Below are 23,414 nucleotides of genomic sequence, written 5' to 3' on the forward strand. Positions count from 1 at the left end.
TGACCCATTTTCTAATTCCGAAAACCCGTTTTTTTACCTATTTTTGGTCTTTATTTACGGAACACGCCTTTCACATGAAAATACTCAACCGCATTTATCCCCATGCGCTGGCCATTCTTGGCTTTGTGCTCGTTTCCCTCATTTATTTTTATCCGGTGCTCCAGGGCAAGAAAATATTCCAGTCGGATATCGCCCAGTTTACCGGTATGGCCAAGGAACAAAACGATTTCCGCGCTGCCGAAAATGCCGAACCGTATTGGACCAATTCGGCTTTTGGCGGAATGCCGACCTACCAGCTTGGGGCCAATTACCCGAATGATTTTATCGGAAAACTCGACGATGCGTTGCGTTTCCTGCCGCGTCCTGCCGATTACCTTTGGTTGTATTTCATCGGGTTTTACATTCTGTTGTGTTCGCTGCGCATCAACATGCTCAAGTCGTTTTTCGGGGCGCTTGCCTTCGGATTGTCGACCTATTTGATCGTCATCCTCGGCGTGGGCCACAATGCCAAGGCACACGCGATCGCCTACATGCCGATGGTCATCGCTGGGGTAATCCTCGTGTTCCGACAGCGGTACGTAGCCGGTGGGTTGCTCACGATGGTCGCCGCTGCGCTCGAAATCAATGCGAATCACTTCCAGATGACCTATTATTTGCTGATCCTGCTGCTCGTGCTTTCGGTCTATTTCATCGTCGGATTGGTCAAGGAGAAAAACTTCAAGGCCATCGGTTTGGCTTTGGCGACTTTTGCTGTTGCCGGACTATTGGCCATCGGTTCCAATGCGACGAACATCATGGCGACTTCCGAATACGCCAAATGGAGCACACGCGACAAAAGCGAACTCACTTTTGACCCTGACGGCAAGCCGAGCCAGACGCAAAACGCGATGAGCAACGAATACATCACCCAGTACAGTTATGGGATTTCGGAAAGTCTGGACCTTGTTTTTCCAAGATTGTTTGGGGGTTCGAGCGAAAAACTGGGTGCCGACAGCAAGATGTATGAATTCATGGTCAGCCATGGTGTTCCGGCTGCCGATGCCAAAGATACGGCCTTGCCAACCTATTGGGGAGATCAACCGCAGGTGGCGGCGCCGGCCTATATTGGTGCAGTCGTATTTTTCCTTGCCGTTTTGTGTTTGTTCATGGACCGCCGCAAAATCAAATATGCTTTTTTAATCGGGGCGGTTGTTTCGTTGATGCTTTCGTGGGGTAAAAACCTGCCTACGCTCACGAATTTCTTTATCGATTGTGTCCCGATGTACAATAAATTCCGTGCAGTTTCTTCGATTCAGGTATTGCTCGAATTGTGCATGCCGGTTTTGGCCATCATGGGGTTGCAGGCGTTTTTCGCGCCGGTAATCGATGGCAAACCGCAAGACCGCCAGAAAGAATTATTTAAAGCATTGGGAACCTGTTTCGGAATTATTGCCGTGTTGTTCCTGGCCAAAGGTTCGTTCTCGTTTTCGGGGCCGTCCGATGAAATACTGATGCAGCAATACGGGCCTGTTTTTGTCGACAACCTCAAAGACGACAGGAAAAGTTTGTACTCGGCCGATTTGCTGCGTTCGGGATTTTTCTTTGCCGTGGCCGGGCTCGTACTTTGGCTGTACCTCAAGAACCGTCTCAAACAAATTCCCGCCATCGTACTGGTCGGGTTGCTGATGGTCGCCGATTTGTTCTTCATCGACAAGAATTACGTTGACAGTTCAGATTTTGTGAGCGCGAGCGAAGTCGATGTACCGTTTGCGCAAACCCAGGCCGATGCGTTGATCCAACAAGATACCACGCACTACCGCGTGTTTGAGGTCGAAGGCAATATGTCGAGCGCGCGCGCTTCGTATTTCCACAAATCATTGGGCGGATACCATGCGGCCAAACCGAGAAGAATGCAACAGATTTTCGATTACCAGATTGTCAAAAACAACATGGAAATCATCGACATGCTCAACATCAAATACATCATCCAGACCGATACGACCGGAATGCCATACCCAACACAAAATCCGCAGGCCAATGGCAATGCGTGGTTTGTCAAAAGGGTACAGTTCGTCGAATCGGCCGACAAGGAGATGAAAGCGCTCGACCACATCAAGACCAAAGAAGAAGCCGTGGTCAACAAGGCCGAATTTGGAAACAAGCTCCCGACGGGCAATTTCGTAAAGGACAGCCTGGCCAAGATTTCGGTGGTGACCTACAAGCCAAACTACCTCAAATACGTATCGAACAACAACCATGAAGGTTTGGCCGTATTTTCTGAAATGTATTACGCCAATGGCTGGAATGCGTTTATCGACGGCAAGAAAGCCGAGCACATCCGCGCCGATTATGTCTTGCGTGCCCTGTTGGTCCCGGCCGGAAAGCACACGATCGAATTCAAGTTCGAACCCGAAGTCGTCAAGAAAGGCAGCACGATTGCATTGGCGAGCGCAATCGGGATGTTGTTCCTGTTTGCGGGCGGTATTTACGTCGAACGCCGAAAACTGTGGTTTGCCAAAGAGCAGCAATCCTAAACTTTTATTGGCGCTAAACGAGCGGCTATGAAAAAAGTCCTGATCATTACGTATTATTTTCCCCCGGCGGGCGGTCCGGGCGTACAGCGCTGGCTCAAATTCGTCAAGTATTTGCCCGATTTTGGGATCCAACCCGTGGTGTATGTTCCCGAGAATCCGACCTATCCGATTGTGGACGAAAAATTGGTCGGCGAAATTTCGGATCAGGCCATCATTGTCAAAAGGAAAATATTCGAACCGTATGGACTGGCGTCGGTTTTCTCGAAAAACAAGACCAAAAAAATCAGTTCGGGCATCATCCCGAGCCAGAGAAAGCAAAGTTTCCTCGAGAAGATTTTTTTATGGATCCGCGGCAACCTGTTTATTCCCGATGCGCGTGTGTTTTGGGTCAAACCGTCGGTGGCTTTTCTGGAAAAATACATTGTAGAAAACGATATTGATACGATTATTACGTCGGGGCCGCCGCACAGCCTGCATTTGATCGGATTGGAATTAAAAAACCAATTAAAGTTGCGATGGATCGCCGATTTCCGTGATCCGTGGACGACGATTGGTTACCATAAATCGCTGCGTCTGTCCGGATCTTCGGCCCAAAAGCACAAAGATTTGGAACGCGAAGTTTTGAATGCGGCCGATACGATCCTGGTCACGAGCAAAACCACCAAAACCGAATTCGAAGCGATTACTTCCCAGCCCATCGAAGTCATTACCAATGGCTACGACGTAGAGAAAGTCGATAAGCAGCCGCTCGATGAAAAGTTTACGCTTGCACACATCGGTTCGTTTTTATCTGACCGGAATCCACGTATTTTGTGGAAATCGCTCAAGGAATTGATCAAAGAAAACAAAGACTTTGCGCGTGATTTCGAACTCAAATTGATCGGTGCGACGAGCAAGGAAATCCTCGACACTTTGGAAGAATTCCGTTTGACAAAATACGTGAACAACCTCGGTTACGTCTCGCACCAGGAAGCAATCGCACACCAGAGAAAATCACAGGTTTTGCTGCTCGTCGAAATCGATTCGGAGGATACCAAAAGCATCATCCCGGGCAAATTGTTCGAATACATGGTTTCCGAAAGACCGATTGTTGCGATTGGTCCCGAAGGTTCCGATTTTGCCGAAATCATCACGCAAACCAATACGGGCGTGTTTTTTACGTACGACGAAAAGGAAAAACTCAAAGGACAAATCCTGGGTTATTACGATCAGTTTTTACAAAAGCAATTGCGTTCGCATCCCGTCGGTTTGCAGCAGTATTCCAGAAAAAACCTGACCGCGCAACTGGCCAAACTCTTAAAGCAATAGCATGGGCATCGTCATCAACCAATCGATCAAGAATACGATCTGGACCTATGTCGGGTTTGGGATCGGTGCGGTCAATGCGTTGTTTTTGTACACGAATTTCCTCGGCAAAATGCATTATGGGATCACGACCTTTGTGCTTTCGGCAGCCAACATCATGATGCCGCTGATGGCCTTTGGCGTGCACAATACGTTGGTTCGTTTTTATACCAGGTGCAAGTCGGAAGCGGAACGTGAGGAATTCCTGAGTTTTATGCTGTGGATGCCGTTGCTGTTGATTGTCCCGATATTATTGCTTTGCGGTTTGTTTTTCGATGAACTCGCTGTGCATATCCTGGAGAAAAATCCATCGATCGAGCCGTATCTGTGGCTCATTCCGACCGTCGGGATTTGCATGGGGTATTTTGAGGTGTTTTACGCCTGGGTCAAAGTGCACATGCAGTCGGTTTTTGGGAATTTCATCAGTGAGATTTTGGTGCGCGTGATCGTTATGGTGTTGCTGTTCGGCGTGCATTGGGGCTGGATTTCGAAGGAACATTTCCTGTATGGCGCGACGGCAGCCTACGGTTTGCAACTGCTGGCGATGTTCGCCTATGCGATGTACGTCAAGACGCCCAAGCTGCATTTTTCGTTGCCGCACAACGTCAAGGATATTTTTGGCTATTCACTTTTCATCATCCTCTCGGGCAGTGTGGGCGTGATGCTGATCGATTTCGACAAGGTCATGATCCCGAATTACAAAGACATCGACAACAACGCCTATTATTCGGTGGCGATTTTTATCGCGACGGTGATTGCCGTGCCGAGCCGTGCGATGCTGCAGATCATTTATCCGATTACGGCCAAATTGATGAGCGAGGAAAAATACGATGAACTCAATGATCTGTACAAGAAATCGGCGATCAACCTGCAGGTTTTCGGCGGATTGATCATGCTCGGGATTTTTCTCAACATCCATGAACTGTACAAATTGCTGCCGGCCGAATACAGCGGCGGCGTGCTTGTGGTTTTCCTGATCGGGTTGTCGAAATTCTCCGACCTGATTCTCGGAAACAACAACGCAATCATTTTGAACACCAAATATTACCGTGCGGTTTTGCTGTTCGGCGCCTTGCTCGTCGTGATGATGATCGTGCTTAACATGGTGTTGATTCCTGCGTACGGCATTGTGGGTGCGGCCTTGGCGACACTCATTTCGATCGTTGTGTACAACATTGTAAAGTTGCTGTTCGTGATTAAGAAAATGGATTTGTATCCGTTTACGCGCCATACCATAAAATCGATGGGAATCATCAGCGGCGTATTCGTGCTGTTTTATTTTTGGGATTTTGGTTTCAATCCGATCATCAACATCGGTTTGAAGTCGATTTTGATTGCCGTGGTTTATTTGTATGCCAATTACAAACTCGCGATTTCACCCGAAATGAACCAGGTCATGGACGGTTTTTTGAATAGACTCAAACGCCGTTAAAAAGAAAATCCCGCCGGAAACCGACGGGACCTTCAAACAAACCAATTATCTAACCAACTTTGATACGGTTATTTCAATTGGTATGCCAAAACAATTTCGGTTACAAAACTTTAAGAATTTAATAATTAAATTATTGGATAATAATAACTTAAGTTTGCGGTAATTTTAAGAAAAGATGTGTTTACTTTGCCATCCCGAAGAAACCATTTTTGTATTTTTAGTAAAACTGATCCAATGAAAAACACCCTAACTGTTTTTTTACTGTTGCTACAAACCGTCGTTTTCGCCCAACAACTACCTGAAAAAGTAAACGACCAGAAGCGGTACAAGTCAGACAACCGCATGTTCTATGTCTGGAACGAAGGCAGGGACGCCTACGATTTGCGCGACACCGAGTTTGAGAATTCCGTGATCGACATCCGTGAAATCGGTTCCCGGAGCAACGGCTACATTTTGCTTGCGCTGACCGATGATGGCAATGTACGAACTTACCACGGCTCAATCATCCAATTCAATATCGATGACGAAGGCAATTCGACCTGGGTGCTGCGCTCCAAGAATGCGCGCGGCAAACTCGTGCTCGATCCCAAAAAGAAAACGCTGACCTATTCGTATGAAAGCAACGAAAAGCGATACGTCAAGATTTTTGTCTTCCACATCACCGATGACGACGACGAACGTGACAATTAAATAAAGAAGCCTGCAATCGCAGGCTTTTTTTACAGTTTATCCTTGAGGTATTTTCCGGTGATCGAATCTTTGTTCTGGACGATTTCCTCGGGTGTGCCGATGGCCAGGATCTGTCCGCCGTTCTCGCCGCCTTCGGGTCCGAGGTCGATGATGTGGTCGGCACATTTGATCAGATCGAGGTTGTGTTCGATGACAATGATCGAATGGCCTTTGTCGATGAGCGCGTCGAACGAAGCCAATAATTTGCGGATGTCGTGGAAATGCAAACCTGTAGTCGGTTCGTCGAATACAAACAACGCCTTGTCTTTCGTGCTTCCTTTGACCAGGAACGATGCCAATTTGATGCGCTGCGCCTCGCCGCCCGAAAGGGTAGAGGAAGACTGGCCGAGTTGCACATAACCCAAACCGACGTCTTGTAATGGTTGCAATTTCTGGACGATTTTGGTCTGTTTGTGTTCCTTGAAAAATGCGACGGCATCGTCAATGGTCATCGTCAAAATGTCGTCGATGTTTTTGCCTTCAAAATTCACTTCGAGGATTTCCTTCTTGAATCGCTTGCCGTTGCAGGTGTCGCATACCAATTGCACGTCGGCCATGAAGACCATTTCTACATTGATCGAACCTTCGCCTTTGCAGGTTTCGCAACGGCCGCCGTCAACATTGAACGAGAAATGTTTGGATTGGTAGCCACGGATTTTCGACAGTTTTTCCTTCGCATACAAATCGCGGATGTCGTCGTAGGCTTTGATGTAAGTCACCGGATTCGAACGCGAACTGCGCCCAATCGGGTTTTGGTCGACGTATTCGATGTGCTGGATTTTATGGTAATAGCCGCGCATTTCGGTAAACTGTCCGGCCTTTTCGCCCACGCCTTCGATTTTTTTCTGCATGGCCGGAAACAGGATTTTCTTGACAAGCGTACTTTTTCCACTGCCCGAAACGCCGGTGATGACGGTCAGGACTTCCAATGGGAACTTGACGTCTACATTTTGTAAATTGTTTTCACGCGCGCCGAGGATTTCGATGTAATTGCTCCATTTGCGTCTTTGGCGCGGTACCTTGATTTCCATCTTGCCGCTCAAATATTGCGAGGTCAATGAATCCGATTTCAATATTTCGGCATACGTGCCTTGGGCGACGAGATTCCCGCCATAGGTTCCGGCTTCGGGCCCGATGTCGATGATCATGTCGGCCGCGCGCATGATGTCTTCGTCGTGCTCGACGACAATGACGGTATTGCCAAGGTCGCGCAATGACAACAAAACGTTGATTAGACGTTCGGTGTCTTTCGGATGCAAACCAATGCTCGGTTCATCCAAAATATACATCGATCCCACAAGGCTACTGCCCAATGAAGTGGCGAGGTTGATGCGCTGCGATTCCCCGCCCGAAAGCGAAGCCGAATTTCGGTTCAACGTCAAATAATCCAAACCGACTTCCACGAGAAATCGGATGCGGTTTCTGATTTCGATGAGCAATCGTTTGCCGACTTTCTGGTCGAAATCGGACAGTTCGAGTTCGTTGAAGAATTGCGCCAATTTGCGGATCGGCATATCGACCAGATCCGAAATCGTCTTGCCGCCGATCTTGACATACGAAGCCTCGACACGCAGGCGTTTGCCTTTGCACGAATAACATTTCGTCTTGCCGCGGTAGCGCGACAGCATCACGCGGTTTTGGATTTTATAGTTCTTTTCCTCTAGTTCGCGGAAGAAGGCATTCAAGCCTTGGAAATATTCATTGCCGTCCCAAACCAGCGCTTTCTGTTCGTCGGTGAGCTGGAAAAACGGCTTGTGGATCGGGAAATCGAATTTATAGGCGTGCTTGACAAGTTCGTCACGGTACCAGCCCATGCTTTCGCCACGCCACGGATAGATTGCATTTTCATAGACCGATAAGGCCGTGTTGGGAATCACGAGTTCCTCATCGATACCGATGATGTTGCCGTAGCCTTCGCAGACCGGGCACGCGCCATACGGATTGTTGAAACTGAACAAATGCACGTTCGGTTCGAGGAACGTAATGCCGTCGAGTTCAAAATTGTTGCTGTAGTCGATGCGCTTGGCCGAACCGAGTTCGTGCAGGAAACAAAATCCTTTGCCTTCAAAAAAAGCAGTTTGCACCGCATCGGACAAACGGTTGTAGAATTCTTCCTCTTGCTTGACGATGATGCGGTCGATGATCAGCGAGACGGTTTTTCCATCCAAGTCGATGTCGCCCAATTCGTCGATGCGCAGCATTTCGCCATCGACAAAAATACGCGCGAAACCTTGCTGGAGCAGGACTTTGAGTTTTTCCTCGATGGTGCGTCCTTTTTCGGCGTAGACCGGGGCCAGGAGCAGCCATTTGCTGTCGGTTTCAAAGGTCTTGACATCGTTGATGACATCCGAAACCGTATCTTTCTTGACTTCGCGTCCCGAAACCGGCGAAAATGTCTTTCCGATCCGGGCGTATAAAAGTTTTAAGTAATCGTAAATTTCGGTCGAGGTGCCGACGGTCGAACGCGCATTGGTGGTGTTGACTTTCTGCTCGATTGCAATCGCGGGCGCAATGCCTTTGATGTATTCGACCTTGGGCTTGTCGAGACGTCCCAGGAATTGGCGTGCATATGAGGATAAGCTTTCTACGTAACGGCGTTGTCCTTCGGCGTATAAAGTATCGAATGCCAACGAGGACTTTCCCGAACCCGAAAGTCCGGTAATCACGACGAGTTTATTTCGCGGGATGGCTACGTCAAGGTTCTTGAGGTTGTGCACCTGCGCGCCTTTGATCAGGATGTTTTTTTTGGGTTCGAGCGTGGCGATATCGGGAGTTTTCATAACGGATAAGAATGTGTGCAAAGGTAATCAATTCTTGGCTCGTTTAAAGAGTCGCTCCAAGGCAAATTTTTGTTAATCTCGATGGAAATCAATACGGCATGGTGTCTTTTTTACCACAACCCAAGTTCTTTTTACCTATACATTACCACAATCGAAATCGATATAGTAGCCGGATTTGGGACTATTTTGCGCAGGCTGTTCATGGGGGAGGTTGTGAAACCAACGGTGGTTCGTAGTGGTATTCCTTCAAATTGACGGCTGTATGGTTTGTATGTACCGGAATTTTAATCGGTATTTGATGGCATTCGATACTTTTATCCCATTGCAAAATCATTTGAATCTAACGAATTAAAACATGAAAAAAATCATTCTATTGGTGTTGATCGGAACCCAAATCTGTTGGGCACAAACCAAACGAAAATTGGTCTGGGAAGAAAATTTCAACGGCAGCAAGCTCAACGAGAAAAACTGGAATTTTGAACTCGGCAATGGCTGCCCGAACATTTGCGGCTGGGGCAACAATGAACGCCAGGAATACACCAAGGACAACCATACGATCAGCAAAGGTAATCTGACGATCACGGCCAAGAATGAAAAACAGCGCTACACTTCCACGCGCATCACGACCAAAGGCAAAAAGGAATTCCAATACGGCCGCATTGAATGCCACGCGAAACTGCCGACGGGCATGGGCATCTGGCCGGCGTTTTGGATGCTGGGTTCGAATATTTCAACCGTGGGCTGGCCCAAAAGCGGCGAGATCGATATTCTGGAATACATCGGCAGACAGCCCGAGCATGTGTATACAACCTTGCATACGCAGGATGGGCATGGCGACAATGGGCATGGCAAGAAGACCGAAGTTTTGGGGATTGAGGACGGATTCCATCTCTTTGCCGTAGAATGGGACAAGGATCAAATGGATTTCTTTGTGGACGACCAAAAGGTATTTACGTACAATCCAGAAAGCAAGACCGAGCACAGTTGGCCGTTCGATCAACCGTTTTACATCATCGTCAATATGGCCATCGGTGGAAATTTCGGTGGGCCGGCGGTGGACGATGCGATCTTTCCGCAGCAATTTGTGGTGGATTACATCCGTGTTTATCAATAATGTAAGGTTTGATTCGATACGCTGTAAAAAAATCATAAAAATGGTTCATATTGTGCTATAACTGTTAAATTTTGGAACAATGTTTGCTTTGTAAAAATTAATTACCTTATATTTGGGTAAGAATTAAATAAACTTTAACAGGACGCCTATAATAAAAAACTACTTTTTAGAGAAAACGCTCAAAACTTAAATCAAAACTAAAAGGTAATTTTATGGCTAATGTTCAAACCCCAGACGCTTTATTGGTGAAGAACTATGTCGCAGGAGACGAAAGTGCTTTAGCTACATTGATCACCAGGCATGAATCCAAGATATATGGTTTCATCTATTCAAAGATAGCCGACCGTGATATCTCAGACGACATTTTCCAAGATACTTTTATCAAAGTAATCAAAACCCTGAAATCCAATTCATACAACGAGGAAGGGAAATTCCTGCCATGGGTGATGCGAATCGCACACAACCTGATCATTGACCATTTCCGCAAAAACAAAAAAATGCCGATGTTCAGGGAAACCGATGAGTTTTCTATTTTTTCGATCATGAGCGACAATTCCCTGACGATCGAAAACCAGATGATTTCGGACCAGGTCGAAATGGACCTCAAAAGACTCATCGAGGAATTGCCCGAAGACCAGAAAGAGGTGCTCATGATGCGTATCTATCAGGACCTCAGTTTCAAAGAAATCTCAGAATTGACAGGCGTTAGCATCAATACCGCACTCGGACGTATGCGTTATGCCCTGATGAATTTGCGCAAAGTCATTGAAAAACATCAAATTATTTTGACCAACTAAATAATATTTTGAGTAACTTCACGTTGTAGTTATACCTAACAATAAAAACTGCAGCATGGCAAAAATTTACTCTAAAGAAAAATTAGTTACCAATTCAATGAAACCTAAAAAAGAGACCGTTTCTTTTTTATTGAGTTACTCCAAAGCACTGAGCTTTATCAAAGTGGGTAAAATGAAAATTGAAAACATAGCTAATTAAAGAAACATCCCGATCCAATCGGGATGTTTTTTTTGCTGGCCACGAATTCTCGAATTAGAATCTATTAATTCGAGAATTGCTTCGCCAGTTCGCAAGTGCTCTAAAAAAATTATTTTCGAGGCTTGGCTAATTTATAATAGTCGTCCAAAACCGATTTTCTTCCGATTTCCTTCGTAATAATGTCGTTGTCAAGGTTCCAGCCGCGCGCCGGAGAATATTCGCGCCCGTAGTAAATGATCTGCAGATGCAAATCATTCCAGGTTTCTTTGGGAAACAATGCCTTGGCATCTTTCTCGGTCTGCACCACATTTTTTCCATCCGACAAGCCCCAGCGGTACATCAACCGGTGGATGTGCGTATCGACCGGAAAAGCCGGAACGCCAAACGCCTGGCTCATTACCACACTCGCCGTTTTGTGACCGACGGCAGGCAAGGCTTCCAAAGCCTCAAAACTCTGCGGCACTTGCCCGTTGTATTGCTCAATCAAAATTTCAGACAAACCATGGATGCCTTTCGATTTCATCGGCGAAAGCCCGCACGGCTTGATGATTTCCTTGATTTCCTCGATGCTCATCTTGACCATATCATACGGATTGTCGGCCTTGGCAAACAAGATCGGCGTGATTTGGTTCACACGTACATCGGTGCATTGCGCCGATAACAATACCGCAATCAGCAGCGTATATGCATCTTTGTGGTCGAGCGGGATCGGAACCGTCGGGTAAATTTCTTTGAGCGTCTGGATGACGAATTGGGCGCGTTCTTTTTTGGTCATTTATGCGTAAATTTGCAGCGTAAATATAATGGTTTTTTGGGCCTAATCCGGCTTTCCGCTCTATCTTTTCCCTGTTAAAGAAACAGGAAAAAGGATACCGCTTCACACGAGCGAAGCGACTGCCGAAGGAATCCGGGGCAGGAACCCAGTTCAATATTCGGCATTCGTTGTTCATTATTCGAAATTCAAAAAATGAAATTCAAAAATGTCGAATGTTGATTAACGAACAACGAATTTCGAAGTTTTATTCAATCCGCAAAAAATGACACACCTCAAACCCGGCGACAAAGCGCCCAATTTCAAAGCCCTCGACCAAGACGGCAAACTCCACCAACTTTCCGATTACAAAGGCAAAAAACTCGTCGTCTTTTTCTATCCCGCCGCCGATACGCCCAGTTGTACCAACGAAGCCTGTAACCTGCGCGACAATTATCAGACCTTTCAGGCGCAAGGTTATGAACTGCTTGGGGTGAGTGCCGACACGCAAAAGAAGCAGGCCAAGTTCATTACCAAATACAACTTGCCGTTTCCATTACTGGCCGACGAAGACAAATCGGTTATCAATGCGTTTGGCGTTTGGGGTCCGAAGAAATTCATGGGCCGCGAATACGACGGCATCCACCGCACCACTTTTGTCATCAACGAAAAAGGAATTTTGGAGGAGGTGATTGAGAAAGTCAAGACGAAGGAGCACGCTGCACAGATTTTGAAATAGACCGCTTTACTATTAGAGCCAAGACCGCTGCGCTGCAAGACCGCTTCGCTGAAAGAATCTAAAAAAGAAAAACCGTCTGGAATCCCAAACGGTTTTTTTATTTTCGAAACATCTTTTTATGATGTCTTGGTTCTTTGCTCTAGAAGCGCAGCGGTCTTGTTTCTAATTGGTTTTCTCCAAAATCCTGTTCGGGTCATAACCAAACAACTGGTGCTGTTTGATGATTTCGGCAATACCTTTCGGGAGCATTTCTTCCCAGCCCGGTTTGCCGTTGCCGATCATTTTGAGTACTTCGCGCGAGAATACTTCCAAAGTATGCGGATCGAAATCGTTGATGTCGACGACCTTGCCGTTGAACTTGAAGAATTTGTACAATTCCTTCATTCGCGGATGTACTTTCAAATTCTCCGAATTGATGATTTCGCCTTCTTCGCCCACCATCGGGTACAGGAACACTTTCAAATCGCGGTAGAACAATTTACCAAACGCTTCGAGGATTCCACCGCTCAAATGACGGTAATATTTCTCATCGAAAATGTCGACGAGGTTGTTCACGCCCATCGCCAATCCCATTCTCGCCTTGGTGTAGCTCGAGAAGTATTCGACCACTTTGTAGTATTCCTGGAAGTTCGAGATCATGACCGTTTGTCCCAGTGAGCACAGCAATTCGGCGCGGTCCATGAAGTCGCGTTCGTCGATTTCGCCTTCCGAACGCAAATTCGAAAGTGTAATCTCAAAAACGACCAATGTATTTTCCTTGCTGACCTTGCTTTCCTCGAGGAACATTTTCAACGATTTCTCGTACATGTCCATGTTCACTTTGGTTACCGGACGGAAACTGCCGCGCAAGGCCAAAATGTTTTTCTTGTATAAAATCGCAGCGGGTAAAATGTTCTTGCCGTCTGGGTCGAACATCACCGCGTCGGTCATGCCGTTCTTAACGAGCTGCAAACTCATGAGTCGGTTGTCGACATCGGCAAAACGCGGTCCCGAGAAATTGATCGTGTCGATTTCCAACTGGTCCTTGTCCAGATGGTCGTACAGGTAACGCAGCAATTTTTTCGGGTCGTTGTATTTGTAGAACGCACCGTAAATCAGGTTCACACCAAGTACGCCCAACGTTTCCTGTTGCAAACGCGCATCGGTTTCCTTGAAACGGATGTGTAAAGTAATTTCGTTATAATCTTCGTCAGGCTCGATTTGGTATTTGATCCCGACCCAGCCGTGGCCCTTGAACTGCTTGGCAAAGTCGATCGTTGCCACCGTATTGGCATAGCTGAAGAAAATCTTGTTGGGGTGTTTCTCACGGCTCAAACGTCTTTCAATGAGGTTGACTTCGTGCGTGAGCATTTTTTTGAGACGGCTTTCAGTCACATAACGGCCATCGCTCTCGACGCCATAAATCGCATCACTGAAATCCTTATCGTAGGCCGACATTGCCTTAGCAATCGTACCCGAAGAACCGCCCGAACGAAAGAAATGACGCACAGTTTCCTGTCCGGCACCAATTTCGGCGAAAGTTCCGTAAATGTTTTCGTTTAGGTTGATTCGCAGCGCCTTGTCCTTGACCGATGGAATCGTCTCAATGACTTTGTCGCCTTTTAATTTAATTTCAATATCCATTGTAATTGCTCTGTCAAAACAAGACAAAGTTAACAAATTGGGGCTTTAATAAAAGATATTAATGCTATTTTTGTAAAAAAATAACACAGTTGAACGTATATTTTTTAGGCACCGGAACTTCTCAGGGCATTCCCGTCATCGGGAGTCATCATCCGGTTTGCCTGAGCAGCGACCCCAAGGACAAAAGGTTACGGGTTTCGATTTGGATTTCGTGGGAAGGCCATTCTTTTGTGGTCGATTGCGGCCCCGATTTCCGCCAGCAGATGCTCACTTCGGGTTGCCAGCGCGTCGATGGTATCGTTTATACGCACGAACATTCCGACCATACCGCCGGTATGGACGACATCCGGCCGTTCAATTTCCGCCAAGGCGATATGCCGGTTTATGGGCACAAACGCGTCCTAGACAACCTGGCGCGCCGTTTCGACTATGTGTTCGAGACCGAAAACAAATACCCGGGTGCGCCTTCGGTGATTCCAATCGAAGTGGTCAACAACCAGCCGTTTGCGCTCGGCGACAAAACCGCGATTCCAATCAACGTCATGCATGGCAATTTACAGGTTTTCGGTTACCGTATCGACGATTTTGCCTACCTGACCGATGTGAAAACCATCGAGGCTTCCGAAATCGACAAACTCAAAGGCGTCAAAGTGCTTGTGGTGAATGCATTGCGCGAAGAAGCGCACCATTCGCATTTCAATTTGCAGGAAGCGCTCGATTTTATAACTTTGGTGCGGCCGGAAAGAACTTATCTCACGCACATCAGCCATACTTTCGGATTCCACGCCGAGATCCAGAGCAAGTTGCCCGAGAACGTTTTTGTGGCCTACGATAACCTAGCAATTACCATTTAAGATGAAAAAATCACTGTTCCTTTATTTGTTCATTCTCGCCGTGTTGATGAACGTGTTCACGTATGCCTATTTCAGCAAGGAAGCCAATTTCGAGAAAGGCCACAGCGGCGAAGTCAGCAAAAAATTGACCGACAGCATCGCAGCATTGACGGCCAAAATCGACGATGCGAATTACTTCGCGCTCGAGAACAACCAGAACGCACAGAATTACCTCGAAGTCAGCGCGACCAACGGCAAATTCATTCCGTACGACAAACTCATCCCACTGGTCACCGAAAAACTGCTCGATTACAACGAAGACCCGAAAGGCAATCCGTATACCGGACAGGAACAGATCGGGGCACAGAAATTCATCATCAACAAGATCAAGGTCGTCAACCACCGTTGGATTTTGGCCGACTACAGCGACGGTGAATACTGGGGAGAAGTGGTGCTCAAGTATTTCACCAACCCTGACGAATCGGTGAGTTTTGTGGTGGTGGATTCGTTTTTGTATCCGAAATCGACCAACTAAGAAGCAGCTTATTCAAATAAGGAAGCCGGAAATGCAATGTTTCCGGCTTTCTATTTTTAGGAGCTTAATCCTGCTTTCCGTTGCAATCTTTTATTCCGCTGTGCTGCATAAAAGGATTTACACTTCAATCAGGGCTAGGCTACCGAATTTTCAAGCCAATTCCTGAAATCATAGAAATTCTGCGGCGAAACGCCATGTCCGACCGGATATTCCTTGTAAACATTTTCAACATAGAGTTGGTCCAGAAAAGGTTTGGTCTTGCGTGCCCAATCCACCGGAATGACTTGGTCTACCGTACCGTGCGAGGCAAAAATACGTAGCTTGGAGAAATCGTTCTGTGCAAAATGGGCAACGGCCATTTCTGGATTCACATAACCGCTCATCGCCACGACCTGCTTGATTTTTTGCGGATAGGAAAGTGCCACGGCATAACTCAAGATCGACCCTTGGCTGAATCCAATCAAAGTGATGTTTTCGGCATCGATGGGATATTTCGCAACCAGTTCATCTATAAAATTGGCAATCAGATCACGCGATTCGATCGCTTGCCCGATGTCGGAAAACTTGTTCTCGTCGGCATCGAAATTGATCGCATACCAGGCGTAGCTGCCGTACATCAAGTCATAGGGTGCACGGGCCGAAATCACATAGGATTGTTCAGGGAGTTCGGAGGCGAACGAAAACAAATCTTCTTCATTGCTGCCATAACCGTGCAGCAGCAGCAAAAGTGGGTTTTTGTCTTTTTTGGTTTTGGGTTCGCGAACCAAATAATGTAACGGCATATTAGGGTATTTTAGGAAATGTATGTTAATAAAATATATATTTGGTAAAAATCAGCACAAATGTAAATTAAAAATACTGGCGAAAAAATAGCCGAACGCATTCGATTACTACTACAAATCCCTAAAAATCGAGCTCGTGAAACAAAAAACTTCTACACTTCTTGCCGCATTTCTTTTGTTGTGGCAGCTCGCCGCCTGGTCGCAATGCACCGAAATCGGGTGTAACGGCAATGCCGGTCTTTATTCGAATGACAATGCGGCCGATATCGAATACGACAATATGGGATCGGGTTTTCACGCCACCTATATCCAGCAACCCGATGCGCTGTGGAAGGTCTGGGGCGAAGACATGGATTCCGGCTGGAGTTTTTATTCCCCGGCTTTCATCGACAATACCAACTATCCGCAGTTGACCGGTACGGTTTATAAAGTAGGAATCGGCGGTGCCCAGCAAATGATCGTGCTCACCTCTACAGGTTTGTTTGCCATTGGTGGTCCGGGAGTCGTAGTCGATTATCAAATAGCCGATACCTATTTCAAAAAACTCACGGTCGCCGGAAAGACCGATGGGTTGCCGGCGGGTGTATCGCCGGAACAGGTAAAAATGCTTTTCGTGACTTCGGAGACCATCATTATAACGAGTTGTTCAGGAAACGTTTATGTACTGTCTATGAACGGCCCGGATGTCAGGGGCAATGGCGGAAACGGCAGCGCAACCCAATGGTCGCAAGTCATGACCGCCCCGAATGAACCGCTTACCGACATCATTGTAGCGCGCGGCAATGTTTCGGTGGGCTATGCCTTGAAATCGGATGGGACATTGTGGACCTGGGGAAGATCGGTTTATTTTGGTGATGGAACCCCGCCGCAAAACAGGAATTACGCCACGCAAATGGTTTTGCCCGAAGGATTGCCCGGCATCAAGATGATTGTATCGACCAACATCTATTCGGCCAATACGTCCTATTATATTTTGGGAACAGATAGAAAAGTGTATGGGTTGGGGCGCAACATGTTCGCGCAATTGGGCGACAACAGTACCTTTGAAAGGTTTAGTTGGGTGAAAGCCATGACCTTGGATTGGAACGAGGTTACCGATGCCACCTGGATTTCGGCCAACGAACATTTTGACGGCGCGCCCGGATTGGCCATCATCAGGCAGAACGGACAATTGCTTACTGCAGGGAATAACGACCGGTACATGCTGGGGCTTGATAACGAATTCGACGCCAATTACCTTAAAATACCCAATGGCATCCTGCCCACCGATGTCATTACGCAAGTGGAAGTGGGCGGGCATTCGACGGCCGTCGTCAAATTGGGCAGTCCCAGGTATGGATATGTCGGGCACCGTATTGAAGGTTCCATGGGAGATGGAAGTTTCAATGAAGCCACCCAGCAAACCTTCGATTTCATCACACCGCCCATCGTTTACATTTGCGGTTCGGTGTGCGCGCCACCCACGTTGACCGTACAAACCCCGATTTGTGCAGGCGAAAATGCCGTTTTTACGATCAATGCCGCCGCAGGAGATCAGATTACCTATGCCATCAATGACGGTGCACAGCAAACGGTCACCGTCGGGAGCAATGGTTCGGTCGTGGTTTCGGTCAATAATGCCAACGCCGACCAACAGATCGAACTGACGCACATCTTGGGCGTTGGTGGCAATTGTTCCAACCCGCTTTCGATTTCGGAAAGTATTGAAGTCTTGCCGATAACAAGCCCTACATTCGAACCCCTGCCGGGCATTTGCCGAGGAGAATCATTTGGTTTGCCGTTGGTTTCCTTGGAAGGCATCACAGGCCACTGGCAACCTGTTGAAAACAATATGCAAACCACATTGTATACTTTTTATCCTGATGGTTCCTGTGGCCGGCAAGCGACCATGCAGGTTGGGGTTTATGATGCATTTGACTTCGATATCAACAAATTTTGCAATGCCGGACAATTGTTTTTGCAGCCTGTCCCGATTGCCAATGGTTTTGATCCGCAAACGGCATCCTACGATTGGCAGTATGCAAACAACCAGGTATCGACTTCGAATGTGTTCAACGTGACGGCCTTTCAGCAATCCAATGCACAGGCTGCTTTACCGTTGTCGTTTTCGGTTACGGTGACTACCGCCGATGGCTGTTCACGCGACCACGACATTGTGCTCGAAAATACCTATTGCGACATCCAGCGTGGCGTTTCGCCCAACGGCGACGGTTCGAACGATTTCTTCGACCTGCGTTTGATGCAGGCGTCCGGAATCAAGATTTTCAACCGTTATGGGGTGCAGGTGTATGGCAAAAGCGATTACACCAACCAGTGGGTCGGACAAACCGATGACGGAAAGGAATTGCCTACCGGGGTCTATTATTACGTGATCGATTTCAAAAACGAGGCAACCAAAACCGGTTGGGTTTACCTCAATAAGTAATCAAACCGATTTGAAAAACTTTTGGAAGTATTGTCCCAGTACCGGGATTAGGTTCATTTTACCTTGGAGCATGCCCAAAAATCCGTACATCCACAACACAAAGTAAAAGATATAAAACGCCACCGAAGCGGTCCAACTGTCGATGTTTCCTACAAAATAACTGAGCAGGAAAAACGACAGGAAAATTCCCAGCGCCTGGCGAATGTGGAACGAAGCGAATTCATTCTTCTTGTCCTGGTTCATAAAAATGGCAGTTACCGCACCAATGATGGTCAGGTAAGCGACAATGGCCGTGGTTTTTCCTTCTTCGACGGTATTATTCATGCAACGATAATTTTCCTTGGTTGTAGATGCCGTAGGCGCGTCCGGTCATTTTGGTGTTCAAAAAAGCCGAATTTTTAGATTTGGATTGGATGTTTTCTTTGGTGAAGACCCAATTTCCTTCGGGGGTGAAAAGCGTCAGGCTGGCTTTTTCGCCTTCCGCAATGGCGTTGTTTTCCATTCCGAAAATCGATTTTCCGGCCGTGAGTTTTTCGACAATGGTTTCCAGCGGAAGTACGGTCATCAAAGCCCCAAAAGCGCTTTCCAAACCGATGGTGCCGTTTTTGGCCAAATCGAATTCCATTTTCTTGTGTTCGATGTCAATCGGGTTGTGGTCGGAGGTAACCATGTCAATCGTTCCGTCCTTGATGCCTTTGAGCAAAGCTTTTCGGTCGGCATCGGTGCGCAACGGCGGCGTCACTTTATATCGCGTGTCGAATCCGTCCAGTTTTCCATCGGTCAACACCAGATGATGTACCGAAACACTGCACGTGACTTGCAATCCCTTGGCTTTGGCTTCCTTGATCAATTGTACCGATTTGGCCGTTGAAATTGTCGGAATATGCATTTTACCGCCCGTGTATTCGAGTAAAAACAAGTTGCGTGCGACTACCAATTCCTCGGCGAGATTCGGGATGCCTTTCAATCCGAGACGGGTCGAAACGATGCCCTCGTTGGCCACGCCGTTTCCTTTGATATTCGAGTCTTGGGCATATGCAATCACGAGTCCGTCGAAATCCTGTGCATACTGCAGGGCAATCTTGAGCAGGTTCGCGTTTTCGAGATGCTTATTGTAATCGCCAAAGGCCACCGCCCCGGCATTTTTCATATCGTACAATTCGGCCAGGTCTTTGCCTTCCGAGTTCTTGGTCAGCGCCCCGATCGGGAACAATTGGGTCGCCGAACCATTTGCCCTCGACTGTACAAAATTGACCTGCGATTGGTTGTCGATGATGGGCAGCGAATTGGGTTGCAAAGCAATCGCGGTAAATCCGCTTTTGGCGGCCACATTCAGGCCATTGGCAATCGTTTCGCGGTCTTCAAAACCCGGTTCGCCCAATGACACGCTGCTGTCGAACCAGCCTTGCGAAACGTGTAGATTGTCTAGTTTGATTTCCTTGCGTTTGTCTGGGTTGGGCAACGTGGAGCCAATCTTGAGTATCGTCCCGTTTTCAATGTGCAAATCGACTGTTTTGTCGTGAAACTTACTTTGGGGATCGATGATCTTGGCGGCTCTGATGATTAGGTTCATTTGACCAGTTTTTGGATGAGTATTTCGGTAATTAAGAATAACAATGCAAAAATAACAAACCATTTCCAGATTTGGTTGTCGGTGCGGTTGGTTTGCAAAAGGTTGAAAACATGGTCGGCGTTTTCGGCCGTTTTGTAGTCGGAGATCGCATCGGGGTTGGCCAGATTGAGGTCGCTTTCGGTGCGGGCGTAATTGAAACTGATGTTTCTAAGCAGTTCGTCTTGTTTGAAAATGCCAAAATTTCCAGCCTGTTCGGGATAATCGTTGAAGGTGAGCTTGACTTTGTTGTTGAGGATCTGCTGCACCGGAATGAACTTTTCCCCCGAGGCATCGGCCACATCCTTGACCGAAACGATTTCGTCTTTCGACAACAAGGCATCGACAAAAAACAGTTTGTTTTCACCGATGGTCATCGCAATGATGCCCGTTTTTCTGCTGCTTTGCGCCATGTTGTAAAAGGTCGGGACAATCAAGGGCGAATTCTGGAAATTCGAATTGGCCTTGTCGATCGGGGCCGTAAAAACATAGACCGCCGAAACCGGATTCTGGATGCCGACCAAAAACGCGCTCTGGTCTTCATAGGTCAACGCCGCCGGAGCATTGGTACCGATCGGGAAACCGATTTTGGTTTCGGGATATTGGAAATTGTCGATTTTTTTCTCGAAAACCGAACGAAACAGCGGATGGTTGAAGTTGATTTTCGTCACCAATTTTTTCGTCGGTTGCGCCGTCTTGAATTGGATCGCGCCAAACGAAGACAAAAAGGCATTGAGGTTCGAAACCGGGCTGTCGGCCGCTGGAATCACCACCAAATTGCCGCCTTTCTCCACAAACGATTTGAGCGTCGTTTGCAAAGCCTGCGGGATTTCCTTGAGCTGGTTGACCACGATGGCATCCTGTTTCTCGAGCAGGTTGTAGTCGAGTGCGCCCGGCGTGAAACTGTTGTAATTGAATTCGTCGTTGGTGTAGATGCGCGCCAGGAACGCATTTTTATCGGCTTCCCCTATGGCAATGACGTTGGTTTTTTCGGGTTTGGAAATGCTGAAAAACAGTTTGTTGTCGTATTCGAGCCCGTTGTCTGTGATCGAAACATAACCGTTGAAATCTTCTTTCGGAATCGTAAACCCGATCGATTTTTGTTTGTTGTCGAATGGCACGAGCGTCTTGGCAACGAGCTTGTTTTTGTTGTACAGCGCTATCGGAATGTCGTTCGAAAGTTCACCGTACAATTTCAGGTCGATGCCGATGTCATAGAAATTGTCGAGCGTCTGCTTGATGTAGACGCTGTCGATGGCCACATTGTTTTTCTGCTCGGCTTTTGGGAGGATGAAATAGGTATTCGATTTGGGATCGAGGTTTTTGAGTTGGTTTTGTTGCAATCCGACCGCATCGGTGATCACAATGATGTCTTTGTCAAAGACCGACGGACGCGACTTGATCTTGGCGATCTGTTGGTCGAGTTGGAACGGGGCGGCCGAATAGTTCAAATTCTGCAAATCGTTGCGGATCGACTTGATGTCGGTGTTCCAAAAATTCTCCGAGTTCGTAATCAGCGAAAATGGCATGTTTTCGGGCGCGCTTTCGAGTAAATCCTGTACCGCGCGTTTGAGCAGTTCGCCCTTCTGTCCTTTGGCCTGCATACTGAACGAATTGTCGAGGATGATGAACATTTCGTTGGTCGCATTGTTGGCATCCTTGGCCTTGAAAAAAGGTTGGGCAAAAGCCAATATCACACAGGCGAGCAACAGCAATCGCGTGGCCAGCAGCAGGTATTTCTTGAGTTTCGAGCTTTTGCGCGTTTGGATCGACAATTCCTTGAGGAAACGCACATTGGTGAAATATTCTTTCTTGAAACGCCGCAATTGGAACAGATGCACCAGAATGGGAATGGCCAGTAAAAAAAGGAAGTAAAGGATTTCCGGGTGCTTGAACTGCATTCTGTTTGCGAATTTACTTTGCCGTCAGGTTTGGTTTGGCTTTTTCACGGCTGTCAAAAATACCATTTTTTTCATTTTGAACCGTGTTAATTCCATTTTAAATTTATAAAGATTTACATTTACATCAATCAAAATCCATCCATGAAAAAATATTTTCCCCTTGTTGCATCGATTGTCTTTTTTGCGAGCGCCCATGCCCAAAAGCATTACAATTTATTGATCGGGACCTATACCAACAATTGCAAAAGCGACGGCATCTACACTTACGATTTCAATGCGGAAACCGCCGACAGCAAATTGAAAAGCCAATCCGACAAAGTGTCCAATCCCAGTTTCCTGTCGGTTTCACCCGACCAAAAAATGATTTACAGCGTCAACGAAAGCGGCAAGGAAAGTACCGTGAGTGCGTTTGCATACGATGCCAAATCGGGAAAAATAGTTTTGGTGAACAAATTGTCGTCCGAAGGCGCTGATCCATGCCACATCATCAACGACGATACAAATGTGCTGGTCGCCAATTATTCGGGTGGATCGATTGCCGTTTTCAAGAAAAGCGATGATGGCAGTTTACTCAAGGCCAAGCAAGTCATTCAGCACCGCGGTAAAAGCACCACCAAACGCCAGGAAAGCCCGCACGTGCACCAATTGCAGTTTTCGCCCGACAAACAATTCGTTTTGGCGAACGACCTTGGCACCGACCGCATTTATTTGTACCGATACCAACCCGAATCTGAAAACGAAATCCTCAAATTCAAGGACACCATCGCCATCAAAACAGGAAGCGGACCGCGGCATTTGACCTTTTCGCCCAACGGCAAATTCATCTACTTGTTGCAGGAACTTGACGGTACTTTGACAGTTTTCGCCTATGAAAACGCCAAGCTGCGCAGGGTTCAGGAAACGACGATCGTGACCAAGGATTTTACAGGTGAAACCAGTGCGGCCGACATCCATATTTCGCCCGACGGGAAATTTTTATATGCGACCAATAGGGGAGAAGCCAATACGATTGCGGTGTTCGCCATCGATTCCAACGGCAAGCTCACACGCAAACAGAGCATCCCCACGCAAGGAAAAGAGCCGCGTAATTTTGTTATCGACCCGACTGGGAAATACGTGCTCGTCGCGCACCAGTATACCAATGATGTGGTGATTTTTGAACGGAATGCCCAAACGGGAATGTTGACCGACACTGGTAAAAGAATCGAATTGTGTTCGCCGGTTTGTCTGGTTTTTGTGGAGTAGATTTTCAGATTTTCGGATTTTTCAGATTTTCAGATTCTGACGATCCGATAATCTGAAAATCCG

At 47.1% G+C, this 23,414-nt stretch carries 19 protein-coding genes; 12 read left to right on the forward strand and 7 right to left on the reverse strand.

Translation table 11 applies throughout. The features are described from left to right. Positions 1-74: 74 nt before the first annotated feature. The 4 genes from QM717_RS00145 to QM717_RS00160 all read left to right on the forward strand — a co-directional run bounded on the left by QM717_RS00145 (position 75) and on the right by QM717_RS00160 (position 5,979). Positions 75-2,513 (forward strand): YfhO family protein, encoded by a 2,439-nt coding sequence (locus QM717_RS00145; protein ID WP_415033606.1) that lies wholly within the window; start codon positions 75-77, stop codon positions 2,511-2,513. A 27-nt stretch (positions 2,514-2,540) separates the two neighbouring features. Continuing rightward, positions 2,541-3,821: a glycosyltransferase family 4 protein gene (locus tag QM717_RS00150; protein ID WP_415033608.1), complete on the forward strand. Its 1,281-nt coding sequence runs from the start codon at positions 2,541-2,543 to the stop codon at positions 3,819-3,821. 1 nt (position 3,822) lies between these two features. Further along, a complete protein-coding gene (locus QM717_RS00155) occupies positions 3,823-5,289 on the forward strand; it encodes an oligosaccharide flippase family protein (protein ID WP_415033610.1) in 1,467 nt (488 codons plus the stop codon). Positions 5,290-5,523: 234 nt separating this feature from the next. Then, on the forward strand, positions 5,524-5,979 hold the full coding sequence (locus tag QM717_RS00160; protein WP_415033612.1) for a hypothetical protein: 456 nt from the start codon (positions 5,524-5,526) through the stop codon (positions 5,977-5,979). A 29-nt stretch (positions 5,980-6,008) separates the two neighbouring features. On the opposite strand, the gene uvrA is transcribed toward QM717_RS00160, so the two are convergent. Further along, complete coding sequence (uvrA, locus tag QM717_RS00165) at positions 6,009-8,798, reverse strand: excinuclease ABC subunit UvrA (protein ID WP_415033614.1); 2,790 nt, start codon at positions 8,796-8,798, stop codon at positions 6,009-6,011. A gap of 355 nt (positions 8,799-9,153) precedes the next feature. Between uvrA and QM717_RS00170 the strand changes: the two genes are divergently transcribed. From QM717_RS00170 to QM717_RS00180, 3 genes are all read left to right on the forward strand, one after another. Then, complete coding sequence (locus QM717_RS00170; RefSeq protein WP_415033616.1) at positions 9,154-9,912, forward strand: family 16 glycosylhydrolase; 759 nt, start codon at positions 9,154-9,156, stop codon at positions 9,910-9,912. A 212-nt stretch (positions 9,913-10,124) separates the two neighbouring features. After that, the gene (locus tag QM717_RS00175) at positions 10,125-10,709 is read left to right on the forward strand and encodes an RNA polymerase sigma factor (RefSeq protein ID WP_415033618.1); all 585 of its coding nucleotides are present in this window, start codon (positions 10,125-10,127) and stop codon (positions 10,707-10,709) included. 55 nt (positions 10,710-10,764) lie between these two features. Continuing rightward, complete coding sequence (locus QM717_RS00180; protein WP_415033620.1) at positions 10,765-10,908, forward strand: hypothetical protein; 144 nt, start codon at positions 10,765-10,767, stop codon at positions 10,906-10,908. Positions 10,909-11,017: 109 nt separating this feature from the next. On the opposite strand, the gene QM717_RS00185 is transcribed toward QM717_RS00180, so the two are convergent. Beyond that, the gene (locus tag QM717_RS00185; RefSeq protein WP_415033622.1) at positions 11,018-11,683 is read right to left on the reverse strand and encodes an endonuclease III domain-containing protein; all 666 of its coding nucleotides are present in this window, start codon (positions 11,681-11,683) and stop codon (positions 11,018-11,020) included. Positions 11,684-11,945: 262 nt separating this feature from the next. Between QM717_RS00185 and bcp the strand changes: the two genes are divergently transcribed. Continuing rightward, positions 11,946-12,398, forward strand: a complete 453-nt coding sequence (bcp, locus tag QM717_RS00190; protein ID WP_415033624.1) for a thioredoxin-dependent thiol peroxidase — start codon at positions 11,946-11,948, stop codon at positions 12,396-12,398. Positions 12,399-12,560: 162 nt separating this feature from the next. On the opposite strand, the gene QM717_RS00195 is transcribed toward bcp, so the two are convergent. Beyond that, positions 12,561-14,021 (reverse strand): TonB-dependent receptor, encoded by a 1,461-nt coding sequence (locus QM717_RS00195; protein ID WP_415033626.1) that lies wholly within the window; start codon positions 14,019-14,021, stop codon positions 12,561-12,563. A gap of 89 nt (positions 14,022-14,110) precedes the next feature. On the opposite strand from QM717_RS00195, the gene QM717_RS00200 reads away from it, so the two are divergent. Next, complete coding sequence (locus tag QM717_RS00200; protein ID WP_415033628.1) at positions 14,111-14,875, forward strand: MBL fold metallo-hydrolase; 765 nt, start codon at positions 14,111-14,113, stop codon at positions 14,873-14,875. Between the two features lies 1 nt (position 14,876). Beyond that, positions 14,877-15,389 carry a hypothetical protein gene (locus tag QM717_RS00205; RefSeq protein WP_415033630.1) on the forward strand — a complete coding sequence of 171 codons (513 nt, stop codon included), beginning with the start codon at positions 14,877-14,879 and terminating at the stop codon, positions 15,387-15,389. A 134-nt stretch (positions 15,390-15,523) separates the two neighbouring features. On the opposite strand, the gene QM717_RS00210 is transcribed toward QM717_RS00205, so the two are convergent. Continuing rightward, positions 15,524-16,171: an alpha/beta hydrolase gene (locus tag QM717_RS00210; RefSeq protein WP_415033632.1), complete on the reverse strand. Its 648-nt coding sequence runs from the start codon at positions 16,169-16,171 to the stop codon at positions 15,524-15,526. Between the two features lie 136 nt (positions 16,172-16,307). Between QM717_RS00210 and QM717_RS00215 the strand changes: the two genes are divergently transcribed. Beyond that, positions 16,308-18,596, forward strand: a complete 2,289-nt coding sequence (locus QM717_RS00215; protein WP_415033634.1) for a gliding motility-associated C-terminal domain-containing protein — start codon at positions 16,308-16,310, stop codon at positions 18,594-18,596. Here the strand turns inward: QM717_RS00215 and QM717_RS00220 are convergent, their stop codons facing one another. From QM717_RS00220 to QM717_RS00230, 3 genes are read right to left on the reverse strand one after another with little or no spacing between them, the layout of a single operon-like run. Continuing rightward, positions 18,597-18,920, reverse strand: a complete 324-nt coding sequence (locus tag QM717_RS00220) for a hypothetical protein (protein WP_415033636.1) — start codon at positions 18,918-18,920, stop codon at positions 18,597-18,599. It abuts the gene before it with no gap. Beyond that, entirely contained in the window at positions 18,913-20,169 is a 1,257-nt protein-coding gene (locus tag QM717_RS00225) for a dihydroorotase (RefSeq protein ID WP_415033638.1), read from the reverse strand. The genes QM717_RS00220 and QM717_RS00225 overlap by 8 nt, the downstream gene beginning before the upstream one ends. Next, positions 20,166-22,106, reverse strand: coding sequence for a vWA domain-containing protein (locus tag QM717_RS00230; RefSeq protein WP_415033640.1), 1,941 nt, complete (start codon positions 22,104-22,106; stop codon positions 20,166-20,168). Before QM717_RS00230 ends, QM717_RS00225 begins: the two co-directional genes overlap by 4 nt. Positions 22,107-22,247: 141 nt before the next feature. Between QM717_RS00230 and QM717_RS00235 the strand changes: the two genes are divergently transcribed. Continuing rightward, a complete protein-coding gene (locus QM717_RS00235) occupies positions 22,248-23,351 on the forward strand; it encodes a lactonase family protein (RefSeq protein ID WP_415033642.1) in 1,104 nt (367 codons plus the stop codon). Positions 23,352-23,414 lie beyond the last annotated feature (63 nt).

The organism is Flavobacterium sp. (genome assembly GCF_047602195.1).
In the GTDB taxonomy this organism is placed as follows: Bacteria; Bacteroidota; Bacteroidia; order Flavobacteriales; family Flavobacteriaceae; genus Flavobacterium.

Bases quoted from the DNA above. Each gene is read 5' to 3' on its own strand.
- QM717_RS00145 (WP_415033606.1), top strand. From the start codon at position 75: ATGAAAATACTCAACCGCATTTATCCCCATGCGCTGGCCATTCTTGGC.
- QM717_RS00150 (WP_415033608.1), top strand. From the start codon at position 2,541: ATGAAAAAAGTCCTGATCATTACGTATTATTTTCCCCCGGCGGGCGGT.
- QM717_RS00155 (WP_415033610.1), top strand. From the start codon at position 3,823: ATGGGCATCGTCATCAACCAATCGATCAAGAATACGATCTGGACCTAT.
- QM717_RS00160 (WP_415033612.1), top strand. From the start codon at position 5,524: ATGAAAAACACCCTAACTGTTTTTTTACTGTTGCTACAAACCGTCGTT.
- uvrA (WP_415033614.1), bottom strand. From the start codon at position 8,798: ATGAAAACTCCCGATATCGCCACGCTCGAACCCAAAAAAAACATCCTG.
- QM717_RS00170 (WP_415033616.1), top strand. From the start codon at position 9,154: ATGAAAAAAATCATTCTATTGGTGTTGATCGGAACCCAAATCTGTTGG.
- QM717_RS00175 (WP_415033618.1), top strand. From the start codon at position 10,125: ATGGCTAATGTTCAAACCCCAGACGCTTTATTGGTGAAGAACTATGTC.
- QM717_RS00180 (WP_415033620.1), top strand. From the start codon at position 10,765: ATGGCAAAAATTTACTCTAAAGAAAAATTAGTTACCAATTCAATGAAA.
- QM717_RS00185 (WP_415033622.1), bottom strand. From the start codon at position 11,683: ATGACCAAAAAAGAACGCGCCCAATTCGTCATCCAGACGCTCAAAGAA.
- bcp (WP_415033624.1), top strand. From the start codon at position 11,946: ATGACACACCTCAAACCCGGCGACAAAGCGCCCAATTTCAAAGCCCTC.
- QM717_RS00195 (WP_415033626.1), bottom strand. From the start codon at position 14,021: ATGGATATTGAAATTAAATTAAAAGGCGACAAAGTCATTGAGACGATT.
- QM717_RS00205 (WP_415033630.1), top strand. From the start codon at position 14,877: ATGAAAAAATCACTGTTCCTTTATTTGTTCATTCTCGCCGTGTTGATG.
- QM717_RS00210 (WP_415033632.1), bottom strand. From the start codon at position 16,171: ATGCCGTTACATTATTTGGTTCGCGAACCCAAAACCAAAAAAGACAAA.
- QM717_RS00220 (WP_415033636.1), bottom strand. From the start codon at position 18,920: ATGAATAATACCGTCGAAGAAGGAAAAACCACGGCCATTGTCGCTTAC.
- QM717_RS00225 (WP_415033638.1), bottom strand. From the start codon at position 20,169: ATGAACCTAATCATCAGAGCCGCCAAGATCATCGATCCCCAAAGTAAG.
- QM717_RS00230 (WP_415033640.1), bottom strand. From the start codon at position 22,106: ATGCAGTTCAAGCACCCGGAAATCCTTTACTTCCTTTTTTTACTGGCC.
- QM717_RS00235 (WP_415033642.1), top strand. From the start codon at position 22,248: ATGAAAAAATATTTTCCCCTTGTTGCATCGATTGTCTTTTTTGCGAGC.